The 22,552-nt window shown below is 71.7% G+C and carries 17 protein-coding genes; 12 read left to right on the top strand and 5 right to left on the bottom strand.

The window, feature by feature from the left end:
* Positions 1 to 12 precede the first annotated feature (12 nt).
* From ACZ7OU_RS20465 to ACZ7OU_RS20450, 4 genes are all read left to right on the top strand, one after another.
* The gene (locus ACZ7OU_RS20465; RefSeq protein WP_470256248.1) at positions 13 to 1,269 is read left to right on the top strand and encodes a hypothetical protein; all 1,257 of its coding nucleotides are present in this window, start codon (positions 13 to 15) and stop codon (positions 1,267 to 1,269) included.
* A 60-nt stretch (positions 1,270 to 1,329) separates the two neighbouring features.
* Complete coding sequence (locus ACZ7OU_RS20460) at positions 1,330 to 1,950, top strand: DUF998 domain-containing protein (RefSeq protein WP_470256247.1); 621 nt, start codon at positions 1,330 to 1,332, stop codon at positions 1,948 to 1,950.
* A gap of 127 nt (positions 1,951 to 2,077) precedes the next feature.
* Positions 2,078 to 3,268: a thiolase family protein gene (locus ACZ7OU_RS20455; RefSeq protein ID WP_470257631.1), complete on the top strand. Its 1,191-nt coding sequence runs from the start codon at positions 2,078 to 2,080 to the stop codon at positions 3,266 to 3,268.
* Entirely contained in the window at positions 3,268 to 5,379 is a 2,112-nt protein-coding gene (locus ACZ7OU_RS20450; protein WP_470256246.1) for a 3-hydroxyacyl-CoA dehydrogenase NAD-binding domain-containing protein, read from the top strand. The genes ACZ7OU_RS20455 and ACZ7OU_RS20450 overlap by 1 nt, the downstream gene beginning before the upstream one ends.
* Here the strand turns inward: ACZ7OU_RS20450 and ACZ7OU_RS20445 are convergent.
* Positions 5,376 to 5,804: a hypothetical protein gene (locus tag ACZ7OU_RS20445; protein WP_470256245.1), complete on the bottom strand. Its 429-nt coding sequence runs from the start codon at positions 5,802 to 5,804 to the stop codon at positions 5,376 to 5,378. The genes ACZ7OU_RS20450 and ACZ7OU_RS20445 overlap by 4 nt on opposite strands.
* A 69-nt stretch (positions 5,805 to 5,873) precedes the next feature.
* On the opposite strand from ACZ7OU_RS20445, the gene ACZ7OU_RS20440 reads away from it, so the two are divergent.
* Positions 5,874 to 7,403 (top strand): twin-arginine translocation signal domain-containing protein, encoded by a 1,530-nt coding sequence (locus tag ACZ7OU_RS20440; RefSeq protein WP_470256244.1) that lies wholly within the window; start codon positions 5,874 to 5,876, stop codon positions 7,401 to 7,403.
* Positions 7,397 to 8,473 (top strand): alpha/beta hydrolase, encoded by a 1,077-nt coding sequence (locus ACZ7OU_RS20435; protein ID WP_470256243.1) that lies wholly within the window; start codon positions 7,397 to 7,399, stop codon positions 8,471 to 8,473. The genes ACZ7OU_RS20440 and ACZ7OU_RS20435 overlap by 7 nt, the downstream gene beginning before the upstream one ends.
* Positions 8,474 to 8,507: 34 nt before the next feature.
* On the opposite strand, the gene ACZ7OU_RS20430 is transcribed toward ACZ7OU_RS20435, so the two are convergent.
* The 3 genes from ACZ7OU_RS20430 to ACZ7OU_RS20420 are packed head-to-tail and all read right to left on the bottom strand — an operon-like array spanning position 8,508 to position 11,844.
* Positions 8,508 to 9,632, bottom strand: coding sequence for a sensor histidine kinase (locus ACZ7OU_RS20430; RefSeq protein ID WP_470238493.1), 1,125 nt, complete (start codon positions 9,630 to 9,632; stop codon positions 8,508 to 8,510).
* Positions 9,629 to 10,306 (bottom strand): response regulator transcription factor, encoded by a 678-nt coding sequence (locus tag ACZ7OU_RS20425; protein ID WP_169734892.1) that lies wholly within the window; start codon positions 10,304 to 10,306, stop codon positions 9,629 to 9,631. Before ACZ7OU_RS20425 ends, ACZ7OU_RS20430 begins: the two co-directional genes overlap by 4 nt.
* A gap of 35 nt (positions 10,307 to 10,341) precedes the next feature.
* On the bottom strand, positions 10,342 to 11,844 hold the full coding sequence (locus tag ACZ7OU_RS20420) for a PucR family transcriptional regulator (protein ID WP_470256242.1): 1,503 nt from the start codon (positions 11,842 to 11,844) through the stop codon (positions 10,342 to 10,344).
* A gap of 101 nt (positions 11,845 to 11,945) precedes the next feature.
* Between ACZ7OU_RS20420 and ACZ7OU_RS20415 the strand changes: the two genes are divergently transcribed.
* From ACZ7OU_RS20415 to ACZ7OU_RS20395, 5 genes are read left to right on the top strand one after another with little or no spacing between them, the layout of a single operon-like run.
* Positions 11,946 to 13,391: a sodium:solute symporter family protein gene (locus tag ACZ7OU_RS20415; protein WP_470256241.1), complete on the top strand. Its 1,446-nt coding sequence runs from the start codon at positions 11,946 to 11,948 to the stop codon at positions 13,389 to 13,391.
* Positions 13,384 to 14,328, top strand: a complete 945-nt coding sequence (gene speB / locus ACZ7OU_RS20410) for an agmatinase (RefSeq protein WP_470256240.1) — start codon at positions 13,384 to 13,386, stop codon at positions 14,326 to 14,328. The genes ACZ7OU_RS20415 and speB overlap by 8 nt, the downstream gene beginning before the upstream one ends.
* Complete coding sequence (locus ACZ7OU_RS20405) at positions 14,325 to 15,977, top strand: thiamine pyrophosphate-binding protein (protein ID WP_470256239.1); 1,653 nt, start codon at positions 14,325 to 14,327, stop codon at positions 15,975 to 15,977. The genes speB and ACZ7OU_RS20405 overlap by 4 nt, the downstream gene beginning before the upstream one ends.
* The gene (locus tag ACZ7OU_RS20400) at positions 15,974 to 17,338 is read left to right on the top strand and encodes an aminobutyraldehyde dehydrogenase (protein WP_470256238.1); all 1,365 of its coding nucleotides are present in this window, start codon (positions 15,974 to 15,976) and stop codon (positions 17,336 to 17,338) included. The genes ACZ7OU_RS20405 and ACZ7OU_RS20400 overlap by 4 nt, the downstream gene beginning before the upstream one ends.
* Positions 17,335 to 18,783 carry a purine-cytosine permease family protein gene (locus tag ACZ7OU_RS20395; protein WP_470256237.1) on the top strand — a complete coding sequence of 483 codons (1,449 nt, stop codon included), beginning with the start codon at positions 17,335 to 17,337 and terminating at the stop codon, positions 18,781 to 18,783. The genes ACZ7OU_RS20400 and ACZ7OU_RS20395 overlap by 4 nt, the downstream gene beginning before the upstream one ends.
* A gap of 191 nt (positions 18,784 to 18,974) precedes the next feature.
* Here the strand turns inward: ACZ7OU_RS20395 and dxs are convergent, their stop codons facing one another.
* On the bottom strand, positions 18,975 to 20,888 hold the full coding sequence (gene dxs, locus ACZ7OU_RS20390) for a 1-deoxy-D-xylulose-5-phosphate synthase (RefSeq protein ID WP_470238500.1): 1,914 nt from the start codon (positions 20,886 to 20,888) through the stop codon (positions 18,975 to 18,977).
* Positions 20,889 to 21,073: 185 nt separating this feature from the next.
* Between dxs and ACZ7OU_RS20385 the strand changes: the two genes are divergently transcribed.
* A complete protein-coding gene (locus ACZ7OU_RS20385) occupies positions 21,074 to 22,543 on the top strand; it encodes an aldehyde dehydrogenase family protein (protein ID WP_470256236.1) in 1,470 nt (489 codons plus the stop codon).
* Positions 22,544 to 22,552: the final 9 nt, after the last annotated feature.

The raw sequence follows: 22,552 nt of genomic DNA, 5'->3' as shown, positions 1-22,552 counted from the left end.
CACACTGAGGACGTGAACACCCTGCCTTGCGGCCATCCGGGTCGCATCGGCACCTTGCGCCTCTGCCCGCACCTGGCTGTCGAAGAACCTCCCCCGTCCACGCGTCACCTGACCGGCGTGGGCACGCGCTACGACCTGGTCTGCGGGCTCTGCACGCCCGCCGCGCTGGTCGACGTCTGCGAGAGCTGCGCCGATCGGGCCGACCAGGAGAGCTTTCCCGCGGCCTGGCACGGCGAGCCCGAAATCCTGCTGCGGGACGGGGAACTCGGCGGAACCTGGTCGACGCGCCCCTGCCCGGTGCGGCCGGTGAACGACGGCTGCCTGGCCCCGATGCCCGGCGGCTGGCTCGCGCTCACCGAAGAGGGCTTCGTCCGGATCGACGAAGACGACCAGTGGCTCCTCGGTCCGGTCGAGCTGCCCGCGGAGACCTACGAAGACATCCGGGACATCCCGGACCGCCCCCGCCGCGGCCTGCACACCTCGCGGGACGGCCGGTACGCGGCGGTCGTCTCGGACTACGGCCAGTTCGCCACCGTCGTCGACCTGCGCGAGTGGCTCACCGTCGTCGACCTCGACCGGGACTGGAACGACAACGAGCTCACCCGGTTCCCCTTGGCCTTCCTCGGGGAAGGCGAGACGGCCAGGGTCGTCGCGGGGACGGACTGGAACCGGCTCGACGTGTTCGCCCTGCCCGGCGGGGAACTGCTGACCGACCGCGAAACCGCGGCGCCGGACCGCGGCGAGAAGCCTCCCGAGCACTACCTCGACTACTTCCAGGGCGCGCTCCACGTGAGCCCGTCCGAACGGCGATTGGTCGTGGACGGCTGGGTCTGGATGCCCGTGGGCGCGCCGTTGGTGGTCGACCTGCGCACCTGGCTCGGCGGCGACGTCCACGCGGCCGAAACGGGCCGGCATCTCACCCCCGGCCGCAGCAGCGACTGGGACCAGCCGATCGCGTGGCTCGACGACACCACGGTCGCCGTCCAGCGCATGGGCGCCGCGTGGCAGGAGCTCCTCGACGGCGTCGAGCTGTACGACGCGGGAACCGGCCGCCGGACCGGGATGTTCGCGGGTCCGAAGGGGCCGATGTGGGGTCACCACGGCCTCCTGCACGTCGCCGCCGACGCCGGCTTCGAGATCTGGGACCCCGCCGACGGCGCCCGAATCGGGGTCGCCGAGGGCTTCCGCCCCATCGCGCACGACCCCGCGACCGGCGCGTTCGCCGAACTGCGTAACGATCAGCTGAGGATCTGGGCCGCCGTCGGGTAACAACGCTCGTTCCGGGGCAGGAAACCGCCGATGACCTCGGTGAGACCCCGGAGGCGGCCCATGACCACCGCGACCCAGACCCCCCTCGTCCACTCCTACTTGTATCTGCGGCGCGCGATCGGGCTCATCGGCCTGGCCCTGCCGATGGTCCTGATCGTGGGCAAGCAGGTCGTCCAGGGCGGCGATCTCATCGGGTCGCTCAGCGGCTACTACTACAGCGATCTCGGGAACGTCTTCGTCGGCGCGATGTGCGCGGTGGGCGTGTTCCTGCTCGCCTACTACGGCCACGACTTCATCGACAACGTGGCGAGCACGGTGGCAGGCCTCGGCGCGATCGGGCTGGCGCTCTTCCCGACGACCCCGGATCGGGACGTTTCATCGTGGGACCGCACGTCCGGCGTGCTGCACCTGGTGTTCGCGGCGGTGTTCTTCCTGATGCTGGCGTACTTCTGCCTGCGCCTGTTCCCGCACGACGGCGAGCAGCCGGCGGGGACCGGGGTCGTCTACCGCGTGTGCGGGGTGGTGATCCTGGCCGCGCTCGTGCTCATCGCGGTGACGAGCTGGCTGCGGCTGGTGCCCGAGCTGCACCCCGCGCTGTGGCTGGAGAGCGTCGCGGTGTGGGCGTTCGGTGTGGCGTGGCTACTGAAGGGCCAGACCCTGACGCCCAAGAGTGTGCCGTAGCCCACTCGACCGGGCCACACCACTGGTTACCGACGGGTAACAAGGGCTATCGTGCGGGCAAAGACCTCTACTTCATGGAGCATTCGTGGCCGCACCAGCAACGCCGCTCGCGCCGACCGCGCGGGGCGTGCGCACCGTCGCCTTCGTCGAGGGGGTACGGACCCCCTTCGGCAAGGCCGGCGAAAAGGGCATCTACGCCGGGACCCGCGCCGACGACCTCGTCGTCAACGCCATCCGTGAGCTGCTGCGGCGGCACCCGGAGCTGCCACCCGAGCGCGTCGACGAGGTGGCCATCGCCGCCACCACCCAGATCGGCGACCAGGGCCTGACCATCGGCCGCACCGCCGCGCTGCTCGCCGGCCTGCCGAAGTCCGTGCCGGGCTTCGCCATCGACCGCATGTGCGCCGGCGCGATGACCGCCGTCACGACCGCCGCGTCCGGCATCGGCTTCGGCGCCTACGACATCGCCATCGCCGGTGGCGTCGAGCACATGGGCCGCCACCCGATGGGCGAGGGTGTCGACCCGAACCCGCGGATCATCGCCGACAAGCTCGTCGACCCGACCGCGCTCGTCATGGGCCAGACCGCCGAGAACCTGCACGACCGCTTCCCGGCGATCACCAAGCAGCGCACCGACGCCTACGCCGCGCGCAGCCAGGAGCGCTACGCCGAAGCCGTCAAGACCGGCAAGATCGGCCCCGAACTGGTCCCCGTCGCCACGCGCTCGAAGGAACTGGGCTGGGGCCTGGCCACCGAGGACGAGCCGCCCCGCCCGGGCACCACGCTCGAAACCCTCGCCGGGCTGAAGACGCCGTTCCGCCCGCACGGCCGGATCACCGCGGGCAACGCGGCCGGCCTCAACGACGGCGCGACCGCCTCGATCCTCGCCGACGAGGAGACCGCCCGCGAGCTGGGCCTGCCGGTCGCGATGCGGCTGGTCGGCTACTCCTTCGCCGGCGTCGAGCCGGAGGTCATGGGCATCGGCCCGGTGCCGGCCACCGAGAAGCTGTTCAAGCGCACCGGCCTGTCCATCGACGACATCGGCCTGTTCGAGATCAACGAGGCCTTCGCCGTGCAGGTGCTGGCCTTCCTCGACCACTTCGGCATCGATGACGAAGACCCGCGCGTCAACCAGTGGGGCGGCGCGATCGCGTGCGGCCACCCGCTGGCGTCGTCCGGCGTCCGGCTCATGACGCAGCTGGCCCGCCAGTTCGCCGAGCGGCCCGACGTTCAGTACGGCATGACCACGATGTGCATCGGCATCGGCATGGGCGGCACCGTGATCTGGGAAAACCCGGCCTTCCAGGGGGCGAAGTAATGACTTTCACCGCAGAAGAGGCGAAGGCCGCGTTCCCGGACGAGGTCGTCACCAACGCCGTCACGCGGCTGGTGAAGGTGCCCGGGCTCGAGAAGCCCGTCGCGCTGATCACGCTCGACAACGGCCACGACCACACCCGGCCGAACACCTTCGGCCCGCAGGGGCTCGTCTCCCTGAACGCCGCGCTGGACAAGGCGTTCGAGGCCGAGCCGGCCGCGATCGCCGTCACCGGCAAGCCGTTCATCTTCGCCGTCGGCGCGGACCTGTCCGGCGTCGAGTCGGTCAGCGACCCGAAGCTGGCGCGCGAGATCGCCCAGACCGGGCACGACGTCTTCCGCCGCCTCACCGAGACGAAGATCCCGACCTTCGGGTTCATCAACGGCGCGGTCATGGGCGGCGGCCTCGAGCTCGCGCTGTCCTGCCACTACCGGACGCTCTCGGAGAACACCGCCGCGATCGCGTTCCCCGAGGTCTTCCTCGGCCTGTTCCCGGGCTGGGGCGGCACGCAGCTGCTGCCGAACCTCATCGGGCCGGACGCCGCCGTCACGGTGATCATCGAGAACGCGTTGGCTCAGAACAAGATGCTCAACGTCAAGAAGACGGCCGAGCTCGGCATCGTCGACGCGGTCTTCGGCAGCGCCGACTACCTCGAGCAGTCGCTGCTGTGGCTGGCGAAGGTGGTGAACGGCGAGATCACCCCGGAGCGCCGCGAAATCAACCGCGACTCCGAGTGGGACGCCGCGATCGCCCGCGCCAAGTCCCTTGTGGACGGTCGCACGCACGGTGCGTCGCCGGGTGCCACCAAGGCCGTCGAGCTGCTGGACCTGGCTCGCGAGAACGACCTCGACCGCGGCTACGCGGCCGAGACCGACGGCCTCGCCGAGCTGCTCATGTCCGACGTCCTGCGCGCCGGGCTGTACTCGTTCAACCTGGTCAACAAGCGCGCCAAGCGCCCGGCCGGCGCGCCGGACCGGAACCTGGCGCGCAAGGTGAACAAGGTCGGCATCGTCGGCGCCGGCCTGATGGCCAGCCAGCTCGCGCTGCTGTTCGTGCGCCGCCTCAAGGTGCCGGTCGTGCTGACCGACGTCGACCAGGCGCGCGTCGACAAGGGCGTCGGGTACGTCCACGACGAGATCGACAAGCTCCTGGCCAAGAAGCGCGTCTCCCCGGACGGCGCCAACCGGCTCAAGGCGCTGGTCTCCGGCTCGCTCGACAAGGCCGCGTTCTCCGACGCCGACTTCGTCATCGAGGCGGTGTTCGAGGAGCTGGGCGTCAAGCAGCAGGTGTTCGCCGAGCTGGAGCAGCACGTCAAGCCCGAGGCGATCCTGGCGACGAACACGTCGTCGCTGTCGATCACCGCGATGGCGTCGAAGCTGCAGCACCCCGAGCGCGTGGTCGGCTTCCACTTCTTCAACCCGGTCGCCGTGCTGCCGCTGCTGGAGATCGTCCGCGGCGAGCAGACCGACGACGCGTCCCTCGCGACGGCGTTCTCGGTCGGCAAGCAGCTCAAGAAGTCCAGCGTGCTGGTGAAGGACGCGTCGGCGTTCGTCGTCAACCGGCTTCTGCTGCGCTTCCTGGGCGAGGTGCTGGTGGCCGTCGACGAGGGCACGCCGTTCGAGGTCGCCGACGGCGCGCTCGAGCCGCTCGGCCTGCCGATGTCGCCGCTGACGCTGATGCAGCTCGTCGGCCCGGCCATCGCGCTGCACGTCGGCGAGACGCTGCACGAGGCGTTCCCGGACCGCTTCACCGTGTCCGACAGCCTCGCCAAGTTCGTCAAGGCGGGCAAGAAGGGCGTCTGGGTCTGGGACGACAAGGGCAACCAGTCGCCCGACCCCGAGGTCGTCGAGCTGTGGACGCAGGGAGACTCTCCGTCCACTTCGGAGCAGGTGCGCGACCGGGCGCTGTCCGCCATCGCCGAGGAGATCCGGATCATGCTCGACGAGGGCGTGGTCGCCGAGGCGCAGGACATCGACCTGTGCCTGATCCTCGGGGCCGGCTGGCCGTTCTGGAACGGCGGCATCACGCCGTACCTGGACCGCTCCGGCGTCTCCGAGCGCGTGAACGGCAAGCCGTTCCTCGCCCCGGGCGTCGCTTCGGTCCCGGCTGACTAGTACTCGCCCTCTCGAGGGCACTTCGGCGGCGGCGCGGTGAGTTTCAGCTGCGCCGCCGTCGTGTCGGAGTCGATCACCGTCACCCGCTCGGCGGTCCGGAAGCGGGCGTGCAGCTCCCGGGCCCAGGCCATCAGGTCGGTGCCCGGGACGGCGAGCAGCGAGACCGAAGGCGGGTCGACGAACACCCGCCGCGCCTTCGCGTCGTCGTGGAAGGACCGCGCGGCCCCCTGCATCTCGGCGTCGGACGGGAAGACCAGGACGACCGCCGCGCACAGGGTGTGCCCGGCGAGCGGCACCGGGTTCGTGTCCACCGGCAGGTCCGGCGGCCGCTTCAGGGCCGCGACGCCGAAGGCCAGCCCCACCCCGGCCGCCAAAGCCAGCGCGAAGACCGGCACCACGACGCGGACCAGCGGCTTTTCCGTCACGCCCAAGATCACAGCACACGTTGGCCGCCGGGACACCGCCCGTTCACCCCGGCGGCTTAGCGTCCGCGCGTGACCACCGACAGACGCCGGTTCCTCAAGGGCGCCGGGCTCGCGGCCGCCGCCGCGGGCATTCCCCTCCCCACCTCCGGGAGCTCCGAGCTGGACCGCCTGTGCGGCCGCTACCAGTGGCTGGTGGGCGACCACCACACGCACAGCCAGTACTCCTACGACGCGATGTACCGGATCGACCAGATCGCCCGCGGCGGGCGGGCGCACGGCGCGGACTGGATCGTCTTCACCGACCACGGCCACGCCGAGCACGAGAAGGCGTCGGTCGAGCCGACGGAAGCGGATTTCCTCGCCGCTCGGCGGAAGTACCCGGACCTGCTGCTGTGGCACGGCATGGAGTGGAACGTCCCGGGCGCCGAGCACGCGACGGTGTTCTTCCAGGCCGGTGACCGGCAGGCGGCGAAGCTGCGCGAGTTCGAGCGGACCTTCGACTGGCGGCTGACGGGCTCGGAGGCGTCGAGCCCGGCGAACGAGGCCCTCGCGCTGCGGGCGTTGCGCTGGCTCGCTTCGGAGGAACAGGCGAAGCGGATCCACGCACCGGTCGTGCTGGTCAACCACCCGCTGCGCAACGGCCGCGTCGCCCCGCACGAGCTGCGCGCGTACCGCGACGCGGCGCCCGGCATCGTGATCGGCATGGAGGGCGCGCCCGGCGCACAGGCGGACGGCTTCCCGAAGCCGCTCGGCAACGGCGGCGCCCGCGGCGGCTACGCGAATGCTCCCGGCCCGAACTCGTGGCCGGGCTTCCCGGCCGAGGCGTACCGGACGTTCGGCGGCTGGGACTGGGCGACGGCGAAGGTCGGCGGGCTGTGGGACTCGCTGCTCGCCGAGGGCAAGCCGTGGTGGATCACCACGAACTCCGACTCGCACTACAACCGCGGCGACACGCTGGTGCGACCACAGGTCGCGGATGACTGGTACGACACGCACGGGAAGTTCCCGGACCCGGTCGACACCGGCTCCCCACAGCTGCTCGCGCCGTACGCCGACTTCTACCCCGGGGAGTTCAGCCGCACGTACGTCGGCGTGACGCGGCGCAGCCTCGAAGGCGTCCTGGAGGGCCTGCGGGCCGGGCGGATCTGGCTGACGCACGGCGGGCTGGCCCAAGACCTCCAGGTCGGCGCGTACGGCGATGGCGCTTCGGCGACGCTGGGCGGGCGGCTGCGGGTGCGGCGGGGTTCGGACGTCACGGTCGTGCTGTCGGCGCGGCTCGCGTCGCGGCCGAACGGCGGCGGCTCGGTGCCGCGGCTGACGCGCCTGGACGTCGTCGCGGGACCAGTCACCGGACCGGTCGCCGACCCCGACACGATGACGGCGCCGGGCACCCGGGTCGTCGAGTCGTTCGAGCCGCGGTGGGCGCCCGGGCGGCAGGTCGTCTTCCGGCACACCTTCCGGAACGTGCGTTCGCCGTTCTACGCGCGGGTCCGCGGGACGAACGGGGATTCCGAGCCCACACCGGACGTTATCGGACAGGCGAACCCGTTCGAGGACTTGTGGTTGTACGCGAACCCGATTTTCGTGGACGTGTGCTGAACGGACTCGCCAGACCACTGCTCGTCCGAGCGGTGATGACCGGGCTGCGGTGGCTGCTGCGGCTGCCTTCGCCGGTGCTCCGCGTGCTGGCCGGCCATCCCGTGGTGGTCGACGGGCGGCAGCCGGTGCTGAGCGCCCGGGTGCTGATGCGGGTGTCGCGGCTGGCGCCGTTCGACGCGCCGCACCGGAACGGCAGCCTCGCGCGGGCCCGGGCCGAGCTGAACCTGGCGGGTGCGCTGGCCGGCGCCGGGATCTGCCGCGGGGTGCGGACGCACGACTCGACGTGGCCCGGGCCGGGCGGCCCGCTGCCGCTGCGGCTGTACGAGCCGGCCGGGGTCCCGGCGCCCGGGCCGGCGCTGGTGTACTTCCACGGCGGCGGGTTCGTCCTCGGCAGCCTGGACACGCACGAGGGCGCGTGCCGCCTGCTGGCCGAGGAGGCCGGGGTGCGCGTGGTGTCGATCGGCTACCGGCTGGCCCCGGAACACCCGTTCCCGGCGGCGGCATCGGACGCGGTGGCGGCGTTCGCCCACGTCTTTTCCCACGCGCCGGAGTTCGGCATCGACCCGGCGCGGCTCGCGGTGGGCGGCGACAGCAGCGGCGGCAACCTGGCGGCGGTGGTGGCCCACGCGGCAGCCCGCGGCGAGCTGCCGAAGCCGACGTTCAGCCTGCTGCTCACCCCGGCGACGGACGCGCTGGGCGAGTCGTCGTCGCACCGGCAGTTCGGGTCGGGTTTCCGTCTCGACCGCGACGAATGGGCTTGGTACCGCTCGCAATACGTGCGAGACCCGGCGCTGTACAAGGACCCGCGGGCATCGGTGCTGTACGACGACCAACTGGAGGGCCTCCCGCCGACGTACGTGGCAACGTGCGGCTTCGACCTGCTCCGCGACGAAGGCGAGGCCTACGCTCTCCGCCTCGCGTCGGCAGGAGTTCCGTTGGTGCACCGACGGCACGAAGGGCAGCTGCACGGCTTCGCGAACCGAGTCGGCATCGACCCGGACGCCCGAGCGGCGATGGTCCACGCGGCGGGAGTCCTCCGCGCCGGCCTCGCGCTGAGCGGTCGTGAGTGAGAAACAGTGTTCTAACCCTGTTTCTCACTCACGACTAGCGGACCGGGAGGTGGACCGTCACGCCCAGGCCGCCGCCCACGATGGGTTCCGCCGTCACGCTTCCGCCGTGGGCCGCGACCGCCGCGCGGACGATCGACAGGCCCAGACCCGCGCCGTGGCGGGCCGTGCGGGCCACCCCGGCCCGGCGGAACGGCTCGAACAGCTCCGGGACCGCTGCCGGGTCGAGCAGCCCGCCCGATGAGCGCACCCGCAGCATCGACCACTGCGGGCCCGGCTGCGTCACGACCTCCAGCCAGCCGCCCTCGACGTTGTGGCGGACCGCGTTCTCCAGCAGGTTGCCCGCGATCCGTTCGAGCAGCGCCGGGTCGCCGAACGCCGGTGCCGGCGTCACCGCGAACGTCGCCCGGATCCCGCGCTGATCGGCTTCCGTGCGCGCCGCGCGCCAGGCCCGGTCGACGACCGCCGCCAGGTCGACCGGCTCGCGGACGCCGAGGCCGGCGCCGTCCGTGCGGGCCAGCAGCAGCAACGAGTTCACCAGCTGCCCGGCTCGCTCAGTCGCGTCGCGGACCACCCCGCCCATCCGGCGCAGCTCGGCTTCGTCCGCGTCGTCGTCGGAAAGGGTGACGTCGAGCTCCGTGCGGATCACCGCCAGCGGCGTCCGCAGCTCGTGGCTCGCGTTCGCGACGAAGTGGCGCTGCGCGTCGAACGCGGACTGGAGCCGGTCGAGCATGTCGTCGAACGTGCCCGCCAGCTCGGCCAGCTCGTCGCGCGAACGCACCTCGCCGATCCGCTCCCCCAGCGACTCGACCGACAGCCGCCGCGCGGTGCCGGTGATCTCGCGCAGCGGCAGCAGCACGCGCGAGGTGAACGTCCAGGCGAGGATCGCCGCGGCCGCGACCACCAGCAGGAACGCGACCGACCCGAACAGCAGCATCCGGTTGCGGGCGTGCACGCGCAGGTGCTCGGCGAGCGTCGACGCGTCGACCTGGACGCCGTCGACGACGACCACGCTGCCCGGCGGCATCTGCGGGACGTTGTCGAGCGAGTCCCGGACCAGCGTCCAGGCCAGCCAGAGCAGCAGCAGGCTGACGGCGGCGACCAGGACGGTCGCCAGCAGGGTGATCCGGGCGCGAAGGCTGCGGGTGCCCGGCAGGTTCACGCGCGTGGTGCGCCGGGCTCCGGCACCCGGTACCCGGAGCCGACGACGGTCTCGATGATCCCCGGCTCGCCGAGCTTCTTGCGCAGCGTCATGACGGTGACCCGGACGGTCGTCGTGAACGGGTCGGCGTTCTCGTCCCACACTCGCTCGAGCAGCTCCTCGCTGCTGACCACCGAACCGGCGGCCGACAGCAGCACCTCGAGCACGCCGAACTCCTTGCGCGTCAGCTCGACCGGCCCGCTCGCGCGGCGCACGGTGCGCTTGGCCGGGTCCAGCTCGACGTCCCCGGCGGTGAGCAGCGGCGGCGCGGCCGGCGTGGCGCGCCGGCCCAGCGCCCGCACCCGGGCGACCAGCTCGGGGAAGGCGAACGGCTTCGCGAGGTAGTCGTCGGCGCCGAGCGACAGCCCGTCGACGCGATCCGACACCGAGCTGCTCGCGGTCAGCATCAGCACCCGGGTCAGCTCCCCGGACGCGACGATCTCCCGGCACAGCTCGTCGCCGGACATTCCGGGCAGATCCCGGTCCAGCAACACGACGTCGTACCGCGTGACGGCGGCCTTTTCGTGCCCGTCGTCCCCGGTGAGCGCGACGTCCACCGCCATTCCCTCACGGCGCAGCCCGCGGGCGATCGCATCGGCCAGGGGTTCTTCGTCCTCGACTACCAAAACTCGCACGAGACCACAATTCCATATTTTCCTGAGAGTGCCCTTTAAGGACGATGTGCGTCCGGTGAGGCCCACCGCAGGGCGAACCACAGCCGCATCCGGATCTCCGGGTCCGCCAGATCCACCCCCAGCGCCTTCTCCACCTGCGCGATCCGGTGCCGGACGCTGTTGCGGTGCACGCCCAGCTCGGCCGCGGTCGGCTCCCAGCCGCCGTGGTGGGCCAGCCACGTCCGCAGCGTCAGCACCAGCTCGCGGTCGCCCGCCGCGTCCAGTGCGACAAGCGGTTCGAGGGCCTTCGCGGCGAAGCCCGCCGCGGCGCCCGGGGCCAGCAGCGCGTCGAAGTCCGACGAACCGGCGACGATCGGGCGGCCGAGCGTGCGGGCCCGCGCCAGCAGCAGGTCGACCTCCGCCTCCTCGAGACGGTCGGCCGGTGCCGGCGACCCGGCCGCGGCCAGCCAGCCGAAGGAGCGGAGGTCTTCGAGCACCGCGAGCGACGGCGCGGTGCCCACGATGGCCACGAAAGCGGGGCCGGGCAGCACCGAAACCAGCGGTGTGTCCAGCCGCGCGCGCAGCCAGTCCGGGCGCTGCGCCCCCTCGCCGGGGCCCCGCCGGTAGGCCGCGCCGGCGATCAGCCGGACGACCTCGGAGCCCACCAGCGCCCGCGCCACCTCCCGGGCCGACGTCCGGCCGAGCAGCAGGCCGGTCGCCGCCGCGCCCAGCTCGGCCGCGTCGGACCCCGCCCGCCCGACCAGGCCGAGCAGGGCCGCGCCGACGGCGAGGATCGCGCGGTCGGCGCCGTCGAAGCGCCCGGCGCGGCCGAGCACGACCAGGTGCGACGCGGTGGCCTGCGGGTACACCGGCTGGACCACGACGAACCCGCCGTCCAGCTCGGTGGTCGCGCTGCGGATCCCGCTGCCCGCCCGCACCGTCGCCATCAGCTCCCGCACCGCGGGCGGCAGCGGCGTGGGCGCGTCGTGCGCCGAGGCGAGGACGTCCCCGGCGCCGACCAGCGCGACCCATGACTCCAGCAGCTTCGCCAGTGACGAGGTCAGCTCGCCCAGCCCGCCGCCCGCGGCGCGCGTCAGCGTCTCGCGGGCGGCGGTGATCCGCCGCTGTTCCCGCTGCGCCGCCTCGGTCAGCGCGACCGAAACCGCCTGGTTGATCGCCAGGAACGGCGTCCGCGTGGGCACCACCAGCAACGGCAGGCCGTACCGCGCGCAGGCCCGGCGCAGCGGCTCGGGCAGCGTCTCGAACACGTTCGGGGTGAGTCCGAAGCCGAGCGCCGTCACGCCGGCGTCGCGCAGGCCCCGCACGTACCGGTCGACCTCCGCCGGCAGGTTCACCCCGGCGGTGAGGATCAGCTCGCCGCCGACCAGGTAGGGCGCGGGGTCCTGCAGCTCGCTGACGTGCGCCCAGCGCACCGGCGCGTCCAGCGCGCCCGGCCGCAGGGTCTCGCGGACGACGTGCAGCGCGAGCTCCCGGTTGCCGACCACCGCCCGTAACGGGACATTCACTTCGGAAGACAACGGATCCAGGTTCTGGGTCATTCCGTCTCCAGAAAGTCGACTTGAGGACGAATCATCCCATGCCGAACCCGGTGCGCGCGAACCTACGGTGACCCGAACAACACCGAGGCAAGGAGGACGCCGTGACCGGGGACTACGTGGTCATCGCCCTGTACATCGCGGGCATGCTCGGGGTCGGCTGGTACGGCCTCCGGCTCGCGAAGACGAAGTCCGACTACCTCGTCGCCGGCCGCCGGCTCGGCTGGTTCATGTACTCCGGCACGATGTCGGCCGTCGTGCTCGGCGGCGCGTCCACCGTCGGCGGCGTGAAGCTCGGCTACACCTACGGCATCTCCGGGATGTGGCTGGTCGTCAGCATCGGCGTCGGCATCCTGGTGCTGCACGCGCTGTTCGCGCGGCGGCTGGTCCGGCTGAAGGTCTACACCGTCGGCGAGATGCTCGACCTGCGCTACGGCGGCCGCACCAGCGCCGTGTCCGGCGTCGTCATGTGGGGCTACACCCTGATGCTCACAGTCACCTCGACGCTGGCCTTCGCGACCATCTTCAAGGTCCTCTTCAACCTGCCGAACTGGGCCGGCATCGCGATCGGCGGCTCGATCGTCGTGCTCTACTCGGTGCTCGGCGGCATGTGGTCGATCACGCTCACCGACATCGCCCAGTTCGTCATCAAGACCATCGGCATCCTGGCGATCCTGCTGCCGGTCGCGATCTCTTCCGCGGGCGGCTTCGAAGGCATGAGCGAAAAGCTCGACGCGAGCTTCTTCAGCTTCACCTCGATCGGCACCGACACGATCATCACCTACTTCGTCATCTACACCTTCGGCCTGCTGATCGGCCAGGACATCTGGCAGCGCGTGTTCACCGCCCGCACCCCGGCGATCGCGACGTCCGGCGGCATCACCTCCGGCGTCTACTGCCTGGTCTACGGCCTCGCCGGCGCCCTGATCGGCACCGCCGCGCACGCGCTCTACCCGGACCTCGCGAGCGCGCAGGACGCCTTCGCGACGATCGTCGAACGCCTGCTGCCCACCGGCGTCCGCGGCCTGGTGCTGGCCGCCGCGCTGTCGGCGATGATGTCGACCGCGAGCGGCGCGCTGATCGCCTGCTCCACCACCACGACGTCGGACCTGCTGACCAAGCTCGGCCTCAAGAAGGGCGGCGAGGTCAGCCGCAACCGGATCGCCACGCTGGTGCTGGGGCTGCTCGCGATCGGCATCGCGATGATCGTCGACGACGTCGTCAACGCCCTCACCATCGCCTACGACATCCTCGTCGGCGGCCTGCTGGTCGCGATCATCGGCGCGCTGTTCTGGAAGCGCGGCACCCGGCAGGGCGCGTACGCGTCGATGGTCGCCGGCACGGTGTCCGTCGTCGCCTTCATGATCATCGACGGCGTCGACGCCAACACCCCGATCTACTGGGGCCTCGGCGCGAGCCTGGTCGTCTACCTGGCCGTCAGCTTCGCCACGCCCCGCACGGCCGACTCGATCCTCGCCGTCTGGACCCGCCGCCTCAGCGGCGAAGACACCACCACCGAAACCCGGGAACAGGAGCCCAGCAGTGCCTAACATCGGACCCCTCGACTCGTCGCGCGTCCCCCGGTTCGCCGGCTTCGCGACCTTCGCGCGGCTGCCGCGGATCGACCAGGTCGAGCACGCCGACGTCGCCGTCGTCGGGGTGCCCTTCGACTCCGGCGTCTCCTACCGGCCCGGCGCGCGGTTCGGCCCGGCGGCGGTGCGCGAGGCGAGCCGGCTGCTGCGGCCGTACCACCCGGAGCTGGACGTCTCGCCGTTCGAAGAGAAACAGGTCGTCGACGCCGGGGACATCGCGGTCAACCCGTTCAACATCGGCGAAGCGATCGAGACGCTGCAGCAGGAAGCCGAGGCGCTGCAGGCGAACGGGACGCGGCTGGTGACGGTCGGCGGCGACCACACCATCGCGCTGCCGCTGCTGCGGGCCGCGGCGAAGCAGCACGGGCCCGTCGCCCTGCTGCACTTCGACGCGCACCTCGACACCTGGGACACCTACTTCGGCGAGCCGTACACCCACGGCACCCCGTTCCGGCGGGCGTCGGAGGAAGGCATCCTCGACACGAGCGCGCTTTCGCACGTCGGCACGCGCGGGCCGCTGTACGGCAAGCGGGACCTCGAAGAGGACCGCCGGCTCGGCTTCGGCATCGTCACCTCCGGCGACGTCCTGCGCCGCGGCGTCACCGAGACCGTGGACGCGCTGCGGCAGCGCATCGGCGACCGGCCGCTCTACATCTCGGTCGACATCGACGTGCTCGACCCGGCCCACGCCCCCGGCACCGGCACCCCCGAGGCGGGCGGCATGACCAGCCGCGAGCTGCTCGAAATCCTGCGCGGGCTGCGCGATCTCAACCTGATCGGAGCCGACGTCGTCGAGCTGGCCCCCGCCTACGATCACGCCGAGATCACCGCCATCGCGGCCTCCCACGTCGCCTACGACCTGGTGAGCCTGCTGTCGTTGGGAAAGAGCGCATGACCGATACCGACCGCATCGGCGGCGACGTCGTCGTCGAAACCCTCCGCGCGCTGGGCGCCGACACCGTGTTCGGCCTGCCGGGCCAGCACGCGCTCGGCCTGTTCGAGGCGCTGCGGCGAGCCGGCGACCTGCGGGTGATCAGCGGACGCGTCGAGAACAACCTCGCCTTCGCCGCCGACGGGCACGCCCGCGCCCGGCTCGCGGCGAACCCCGACGGCCCGGTCCCGGTGACGCCCCTGCTCGTCTCGACCGGGCCGGGCGCGCTGCTGACGTTGGCTTCCCTGCAGGAGTCCCGCGCGGCGTCGGTGCCGGTGCTCGGCATCTCCAGCCAGGTCCCGGTCACCGGGCTCGGCGGCGGTCGGCACGGTTACCTGCACGAGCTGCCCGACCAGCAGGCGAGCTTCCGGGACGTCGTGAAGTCGGTGCACGTCGTGCGCCGCGCGAGCCAGATCCCGTCGGCGTTGCGGGAGGCGTGGACGTCGGCCGCGACGGCGCCGTACGGCCCGGTGTGGGTCGAGATCCCGCAGGACGTCCTGCTCGGCCCGGCCGGGCTCCCGCCGATCACGTCGGTGGCGGCCACTCCCCCACCGCTGGAACCGCTGCCCGAGCTGGTCACCGCGGCGGCCGATCTGCTGGCCGCGGCGTCGAACCCGGTGATCCTGGCGGGCGGCGGCGCGCTGCGGTCCGGCGCGCACGCCGAGCTGACGGCGCTGGCCGAGGCCCTGCGCGCCCCGGTGATCTCGACCTTCGGCGGCAAGGGCGTCTTCGGCTGGGACCACGAGCTGTCCGGGCGGTCGTGGATGGAGGACTGGCACACCACGGAGTTCCTCGCTTCCGCGGACGTCCTGCTGGTGCTCGGCTCGGGGCTGGGCGAGCTGTCCAGCAACTACCGCGAGTTCGCCCCGCGCGGCCAGGTGATCCAGGTCGAGGCCGACCTCGGCAAGCTGGAGTCGAACTACCCGGGCCTGGGCATCCACGCCGACGTCAAGCTCACGCTGCGGGCGCTGCTGGAGTGGGTGCCGATGCGGGCGTCCGACGGCCGGGCGGAAGCCGCCGTCGCTTCGCTGGTGTCGTCCGTGGAGTCGCGATTGGACGGTCAGGACCTGGCCGTCGAGCGCAAGCTGATCGACGACATCCGCGCGGCGCTGCCCGAGGGCACGCAGACGTTCTGGGACATGACGATCGCCGCGTACTGGGCCTGGTCGGCGTGGAACCCCGAGGGCGCGCCGATCCACACCGCGCAGGGCGCGGGCGGGCTGGGCTACGGCCTGCCGGGCGCGCTCGGCGGCGCGGCCGCCGGGGGCACGACGCTCGCCGTGTCCGGTGACGGCGGCGCGATGTACGGCGTCGCCGAGCTGGCCACCGCGGTCCAGCACGGCCTCGACGTGACGTGGCTGGTCGTCGACGACGGCGGCTACGGCGTCCTGCGCGAGTACCTCACCGACGCGTTCGGCCACACGACGGCCACCGAGCTGGCCCGGCCCGACTTCGTGGCCCTGGCTTCGTCGTTCGGCGTGCCCGCGACGTTGTCCACTCTGGACACGGTGGGTGCGGACCTCGCCGAAGCGCTGCGCACGCCCGGGCCGTCCGTGGTCGTCCTCCCCGCCCTGCTGAAGCTGTTCGCGCCGACCCACCTGGAGAAGGCATGACCGACGCCCGCACGCTCGACCTGACCGACCCGGCGACGGGCGAGGTGTTCGGCACCAGCGCGATCGCCTCGCAGTCCGATGTGGACACGGCGCTCGAAGCCGCGGCGCAAGCGTTTGCGGTCTGGCGGCGCAGCACTCCGGCGCAGCGGCAGCTGGCCCTGCTGAAGATCGCCGACGCCCTCGAAGCGCGAGCTTCGGAGTTCGCCGACCTCGAGGTGCGCGAGACGGGCAAGATCCGGTCGGTCGTGCTGGAGGAGGAGATCCCGGAGTGCGTGAGCGCGCTGCGGTTCTTCGCCGGCGCCGCGCGGCACCTGGAGGGCACGGCCGCCGGGGAGTACACACCCGGCCACACGTCGGTGATCCGCCGCGAGCCGGTGGGCGTCTGCGCGCAGATCGCGCCGTGGAACTACCCGCTGATGATGGCGGTCTGGAAGATCGCGCCGGCGCTGGCCGCGGGCAACACGGTGGTGCTCAAGCCGGCCGAGACGACGCCGTCGACCGCCGTGCTGCTGGCTCGCGTGGCCGCGGAGTTCCTGCCCGCGGGGGCGTTCACCGTGCTGACCGGCGACCGCGACACCGGCCGGGCGCTGGTGCGCCACCCGATCACCGAGCTGGTGTCGATCACCGGGTCGACGCGGGCGGGCATCGATGTCGCGACCGTCGCGGCCGCCGACCTCAAGCGCACCCACCTGGAGCTGGGCGGCAACGCACCGCTGCTGGTGTTCCCGGACGTCGACGTCGCGTCGGCGGTGGAAGGCATCGTGGGCGCGGCGTTCTACAACGCCGGGCAGGACTGCACGGCGGGCAGCCGGGTGCTGGTGCACGAGTCGATCCACGACGACTTCGTCGCTTCGCTGGCGAAGGCTGCTTCAGCTCAGACGCCGGGCGTCGATTACGGGCCGCTCAACAGCGCGGCACAGTTCTCGCGCGTCGAGGGCTTGATCTCACGGCTGCCTTCGCACGCGCGGATCGAGACCGGCGGGACGCGGTTCGGTTCTCGGGGCTTCTATTTCGCCCCCACGGTGGTTTCCGGCCTCCACCAGGACGACGAGATCGTCCAGGAGGAGATCTTCGGCCCGGTCATCACCGTCCAGTCCTTTTCGGACGAAGCTTCGGGCGTCGAGCTGGCCAACGGAGTCCCTTATGGACTGGCGTCGTCGGTCTGGACGAACGACCTCGGCGTCGCCGCGAGGGTGTCGGCCGAGCTGGACTTCGGCTGCGTGTGGGTCAACACGCACGGACCGCTGGTGGCCGAGATGCCGCACGGCGGGTTCGGCCACTCCGGCCACGGCAAGGACCTCTCCGGATACGCCTTCGCCGAGTACACCCGCGTCAAGCACGTGATGACGAGGTTCGCATGAGCGACAAGATCACCGAGGTCGAGCAGCACGGCATCGCCCCGATCCCCCCGGAGGAGCAGACATCGCGCCCGCGCGACCTGTTCCGGATGGCGTTCGGCGGCGCGAACACGTTCGCGACGATCATCCTGGGCACACTCCCGATCGCGTACGGGCTGAGCTTCCGCGACGCGGCACTGGCGACAGCGCTCGGCGTGGTCGTCGGCGGGCTGGTACTGGCACCGATGGCGTTGTTCGGCCCACGGACGCGCACGAACAACGCGGTGTCCTCGGGCGCACACTTCGGCGTGGTCGGCCGCTGCGTCGGCTCGTTCCTGTCCCTGCTGACGGCAATAACGTTCTTCGCGATCTCGGTCTGGGTAAGCGGCGACGCGGTGGCCGGCGCGGCACAACGGCTGTTCGGCTTCGACGGCGGCGCGGCACTACGGGCCGTGGCGTACGGGCTCATCGCGATCGCGACGCTGGTCGTCTGCATCTACGGCTACCGGTTCATGCTCCTGGTCAACCGGGTAGCGGTGGTGCTCGGCACGGCGATCATGCTGCTCGGGATCGTCGCCTATGGCGGCACGTTCGACCAGGGTTACGCGGGCACAGGGACGTACGCACTGGGCACGTTCTGGCCGACGTTCACGTTGGCGGCCCTGACGGCCCTGGCCAACCCGATCTCGTTCGGCGCGTTCCTCGGCGACTGGGCCCGTTACATCCCTTCATCTTTCAGCAAACGTTCTCTGCTGGCAGCGCCGTTCCTCGCGCAGGTGGCGACGTTGCTGCCGTTCGGCTTCGGCATCGCAACGGCAACCCTGGTGGCCGACCCGGCCGACTACATCACGGGCCTGACGGCGGTGTCCCCGCTGTGGTACGCGATCCCGCTGATTGTGGTGGCCCTGATCGGCGGCCTGTCCACGGGCACGACGTCGTTGTACGGGACGGGCCTGGACTTCAGTTCGATCTTCCCGAAGCTGTCCCGGGTCCAGGCAACGCTGCTGATCGGAACGCTGAGCGTGGCGTTCATCTTCGTCGGCAACTTCGTGCTGGACATGGTGTCGAGCATCAACGCGTTCGCGACGCTGATCGTGCTGTGCACATCACCGTGGATGGTGATCATGATGATCGGCTTCCGCCAGCGGCGCGGCTTCTACGACGTGGCGGACCTGCAGGTGTTCAACGAGGGCCGCAAGGGCGGCCGCTACTGGTTCACCCGCGGCGTGAACTGGCGCGCGATGGCGGCCTGGATCCCGGCGACAACGCTGGGGCTGCTGTGCGCGAACACGCCGATGATCGCGGGACCCCTGCGAGACATAGCGGGCGGAGTGGACGTGAGCCTGCTGGTGACGTTGGCGACGGCAGCGGTGGCATATCCGGTACTGGTGAAGCTGTTCCCAGAACCAGCAGAGGTGTTCGCCTCAGCCGCCACCGAGCAGCCGGAAGCCGTCCCCGCCGAAGCCTGAGCTGGTGGTCATCCCGTCGCCTGAGGCCACAAAAATCACTTTGAGCCAGGCCCGCAACCCACAAGCAAAGGCGGGAAGAAAGCGCAAGCTTGCGGGCCTGGCTCAAAGTGATAGGCCTCAATCAGACGACGGGATGACCACCAGCGACGACGGTCATCCCAGAGCCTGCCCGTCCGGCGAGGACAAGCTTTTCACCTGCGATTGACGTCCTTGGCCGGAGCAGACTCCGAAGAAGACCCAAGCCGAGAAGCCCACTCAGTAACCCGCCGAGCCACATCCTGAGCGGTCAACCCGATCCGCCCCAGCACCTCGTCCCGGCTGCCCAGGTCGTGGAACGTCTGCGGCACCGCCAGATCCCGCAGCGGGACGTCGCACTCCGCGTCCCGGAAGACCGCCGCCAGGGCCGAGCCGAAGCCGCCGTGGCGGCCGCTGTCCTCGACAGTGACCACGAGCTTGTGCTGTGACGCCAGCGCCACCAGCTCCGCCGGGACCGGCAGGACCCAGCGTGGGTCGACGACCGTCACGCCGATGCCCTGGTCCGCCAGCCGGGCAGCGGCCGCCAGGCCCAGCGTCGCGAACGGGCCCACCGTCACCAGCAGGACGTCGGCGCCCTCCTTCGGGCGGCGCAGCACGTCGACCGTGCCCACGCGCTCGACCGCGGCGACGTCCGTACCGACCTTGCCTTTGGAGAACCGCAGCGCAGTCGGACCATCCGACACAGCGACAGCCTCCCGCAGCTCCTCCCGCAGCGTCGCCGGGTCACGCGGAGCAGCCACCCGCATCCCCGGCACCATGCCGAGCAGCGACAGGTCCCACATACCGTGGTGACTGGGCCCATCCGGCCCGGTGATGCCCGCCCGGTCCAGCACCAGCGTCACCGGCTGACGGTGCAGCGCAACGTCCATCAGCATCTGGTCGAAAGCCCGGTTGAGGAACGTCGAGTAGATCGCGACCACCGGGTGCAGCCCGCCCATCGCCAGCCCGGCGGCCGACGTGACCGCGTGCTGCTCGGCGATGCCGACGTCGTACCAGCGGTCCGGGAACGCCTCGGCGAACTTGTCGAGGCCGGTCGACCGCAGCATCGCCGCCGTGATCGCGACGACGTCCTCGCGCTCGGCGCCGATCTTCGCCAGCTCGTCGCCGAACACGCCGGTCCAGCTCGGGCCCTTGACCGGCGGCAGGCCGGTCTCGGGGTCGATCGGGTCGGTCTGGTGCATCTGGTCGTGCTCGTGGTTGACCGCGGGCGCGTAGCCGTGGCCCTTCTCGGTCACCACGTGCACGATCACCGCGCCGCCGAACGTCTTCGCGCTGTGCAGGGCCTTCTCCAGCGCCACCTGGTCGTGGCCGTCCACCGGCCCGAGGTACTTCAGGCCGAGGTCGGAGAACATCGCCTGCGGGCTCAGCGCGTCCTTCAGCCCGGCCTTCGCGGCGTGCAGCGCGGCGTAGATCGGCTTGCCGACGACCGGGGTGTGCTTGAGGATCTCGCGGCCGCCGTCGAGCAGCCGCTCGTAGCCGGGCTGCAGGCGCAGCGCCGCGAGGTGGTCGGCGACGCCGCCGATGGTCGGCGAGTAGGAGCGGCCGTTGTCGTTGATGACGATGACGACCGGGCGCTCGCGGTGCGCGGCGATGTTGTTGAGCGCCTCCCAGCACATGCCGCCGGTGAGCGCGCCGTCCCCGACGATGGCCACGGCGTGCCGCTCGCCCTCGCCCAGCGCGAACGCCTTCGCCAGGCCGTCCACATAGGACAGTGCGGACGAGGCGTGGCTGCTTTCGACCCAGTCGTGGTCACTCTCCGCGCGCGACGGGTAACCGGTGACGCCGCCGGTCTGGCGCAGCCGGTCGAAGCCTTCGGCCCGGCCGGTGACGATCTTGTGCACGTAGGCCTGGTGCCCGACGTCCCAGACGATCGCGTCGCGCGGCGAGTCGAACACGCGGTGCAACGCGATGGTCAGCTCGACGACGCCGAGGTTCGGCCCCAGGTGCCCGCCGGCGCGGCGGACCTTGTCGACGAGGAAGTCCCGGATCTCGGCGGACAGTTCGCCGAGGTCCTCGACACTCATGCGCTTCAGGTCCGCCGGTCCGTTGACGGACTCCAGCAACGTCACTCGTCTCCACCTCACTTGATCGGCACGCCCCGCGTCCGGCCAGTCTACGGAGGACGGCCACCGCGCCTCCGCCCGCCGCGTCCGGCGTCACAGGCGGAGCGCGATCACACGTCATCTCCCGGGGTGAACCTCGTCTCCCCGCGGTGCTGTGGCGGTCACGCGCTGTGGCCACGAGAATGGGACGCATGGCGGACTTCTTCATCGGCGGCGACTGGGTGGACGCGATCGGCGGCGGCCGGCGGGAGATCCGCTGCCCGGCCGACGGTTCCCTGGTCGCGACGGTCGCCGAGGGCACCGCCAAGGACACCGAGGCCGCGATCGCGGCGGCGCGGCGGGCGTTCGACACCGGCCCGTGGCCCGGCACGCCCGCCCACCTGCGCGGTGACCTGCTGCTGCGCACCGCGGACCTCCTCGATCGCGACGCGGAGGCGTTCGCGCGCGCCGAGTCCCTCGACACCGGCAAGCGCCTGGTCGAGAGCCGCTACGACATGGCCGACATCGCCGCCTGCCTGCGCTACTTCGGCAAGCTCGCGGCGCAGGACGCGGGCCGCGTCGTCGACACCGGCAACCCGGACGCGTTCAGCCGGATCGTGCACGAACCGGTCGGCGTCTGCGGGCTGATCACACCGTGGAACTACCCGCTGCTGCAGACCGTGTGGAAGATCGCGCCGGCGCTGGCCGCGGGCAACACGTTCGTGCTCAAGCCCAGCGAGCTGACGCCGCACACCTCGATCCTGTTCCTGAAGCTGCTTACCGAGGCCGGCCTGCCCGCGGGGGTGGGGAACCTGGTGCTGGGCGCGGGTGCCGAGGTCGGCGCGCCACTGGCCGAGCACCCGGACGTCGACCTGGTGTCGTTCACCGGCGGGCTGGCGACCGGGCGCGTCATCGCCGCCGCGGCGGCCGCGACGGTCAAGAAAGTGGCCCTGGAGCTGGGCGGGAAGAACCCGAACGTGGTCTTCGCGGACGCCGACTTCGAGACGGCGGTCGACTACGCGCTGACGGCGGTGTTCCTGCACTCGGGCCAGGTGTGCTCGGCGGGCACGCGGCTGATCGTGCAGCGCGAGTGGCACGACGAGTTCGTCGCCGAGCTGGTGCGCCGGGCCGAGCGGATCCGCCTGGGCGGGCCGTTCGACTCCCGGGCGGAGACGGGCCCCCTGATCTCGGCGGCCCACCGGGCGAAGATCGAGGCGTACGTCGCGGCGGCGCTGGCCGAGGGCGCGGTGCTGCGGACGGGCGGCCGCCGGCCGGACGACCCGGCGCTGGCCGACGGCTTCTACTACCTGCCGACCATCCTGGACCAGGTGAAACAGGGGTCGTCGGCGGTCGTCGACGAGTCGTTCGGGCCGGTGCTGACGGTCGAGACGTTCACCGACGAGGACGACGCGGTCCGCATCGCCAACGACACCCACTACGGCCTGGCCGGCGCGGTGTTCACGAACGACGCGGGGCGGGCGCAGCGCGTGGCCGGGCGGCTGCGCCACGGCACGGTCTGGATCAACGACTTCCACCCGTACCTGCCCCAGGCCGAGTGGGGCGGCTACAAGCAGTCCGGCTTCGGCCGCGAGCTGGGCCCGACGGGGCTCGCCGAGTACACCGAGGTCAAGCACATCTACCAGAACCTCCGGCCGGCACCGCAGCACTGGTTCGCCGGCTGACTCGGGCCG

It is taken from the genome of Amycolatopsis sp. NPDC114505 (assembly GCF_055633615.1).
This window is presented reverse-complemented; position numbering and strand designations above follow the sequence as displayed.

Excerpts from the sequence above, each read along its gene's own strand:
- ACZ7OU_RS20395 (WP_470256237.1), top strand. The coding sequence starts at position 17,335 with ATGAGCGACAAGATCACCGAGGTCGAGCAGCACGGCATCGCCCCGATC.
- ACZ7OU_RS20420 (WP_470256242.1), bottom strand. The coding sequence starts at position 11,844 with ATGACCCAGAACCTGGATCCGTTGTCTTCCGAAGTGAATGTCCCGTTA.
- ACZ7OU_RS20405 (WP_470256239.1), top strand. The coding sequence starts at position 14,325 with ATGACCGATACCGACCGCATCGGCGGCGACGTCGTCGTCGAAACCCTC.
- ACZ7OU_RS20450 (WP_470256246.1), top strand. The coding sequence starts at position 3,268 with ATGACTTTCACCGCAGAAGAGGCGAAGGCCGCGTTCCCGGACGAGGTC.
- ACZ7OU_RS20460 (WP_470256247.1), top strand. The coding sequence starts at position 1,330 with ATGACCACCGCGACCCAGACCCCCCTCGTCCACTCCTACTTGTATCTG.
- ACZ7OU_RS20385 (WP_470256236.1), top strand. The coding sequence starts at position 21,074 with ATGGCGGACTTCTTCATCGGCGGCGACTGGGTGGACGCGATCGGCGGC.
- ACZ7OU_RS20400 (WP_470256238.1), top strand. The coding sequence starts at position 15,974 with ATGACCGACGCCCGCACGCTCGACCTGACCGACCCGGCGACGGGCGAG.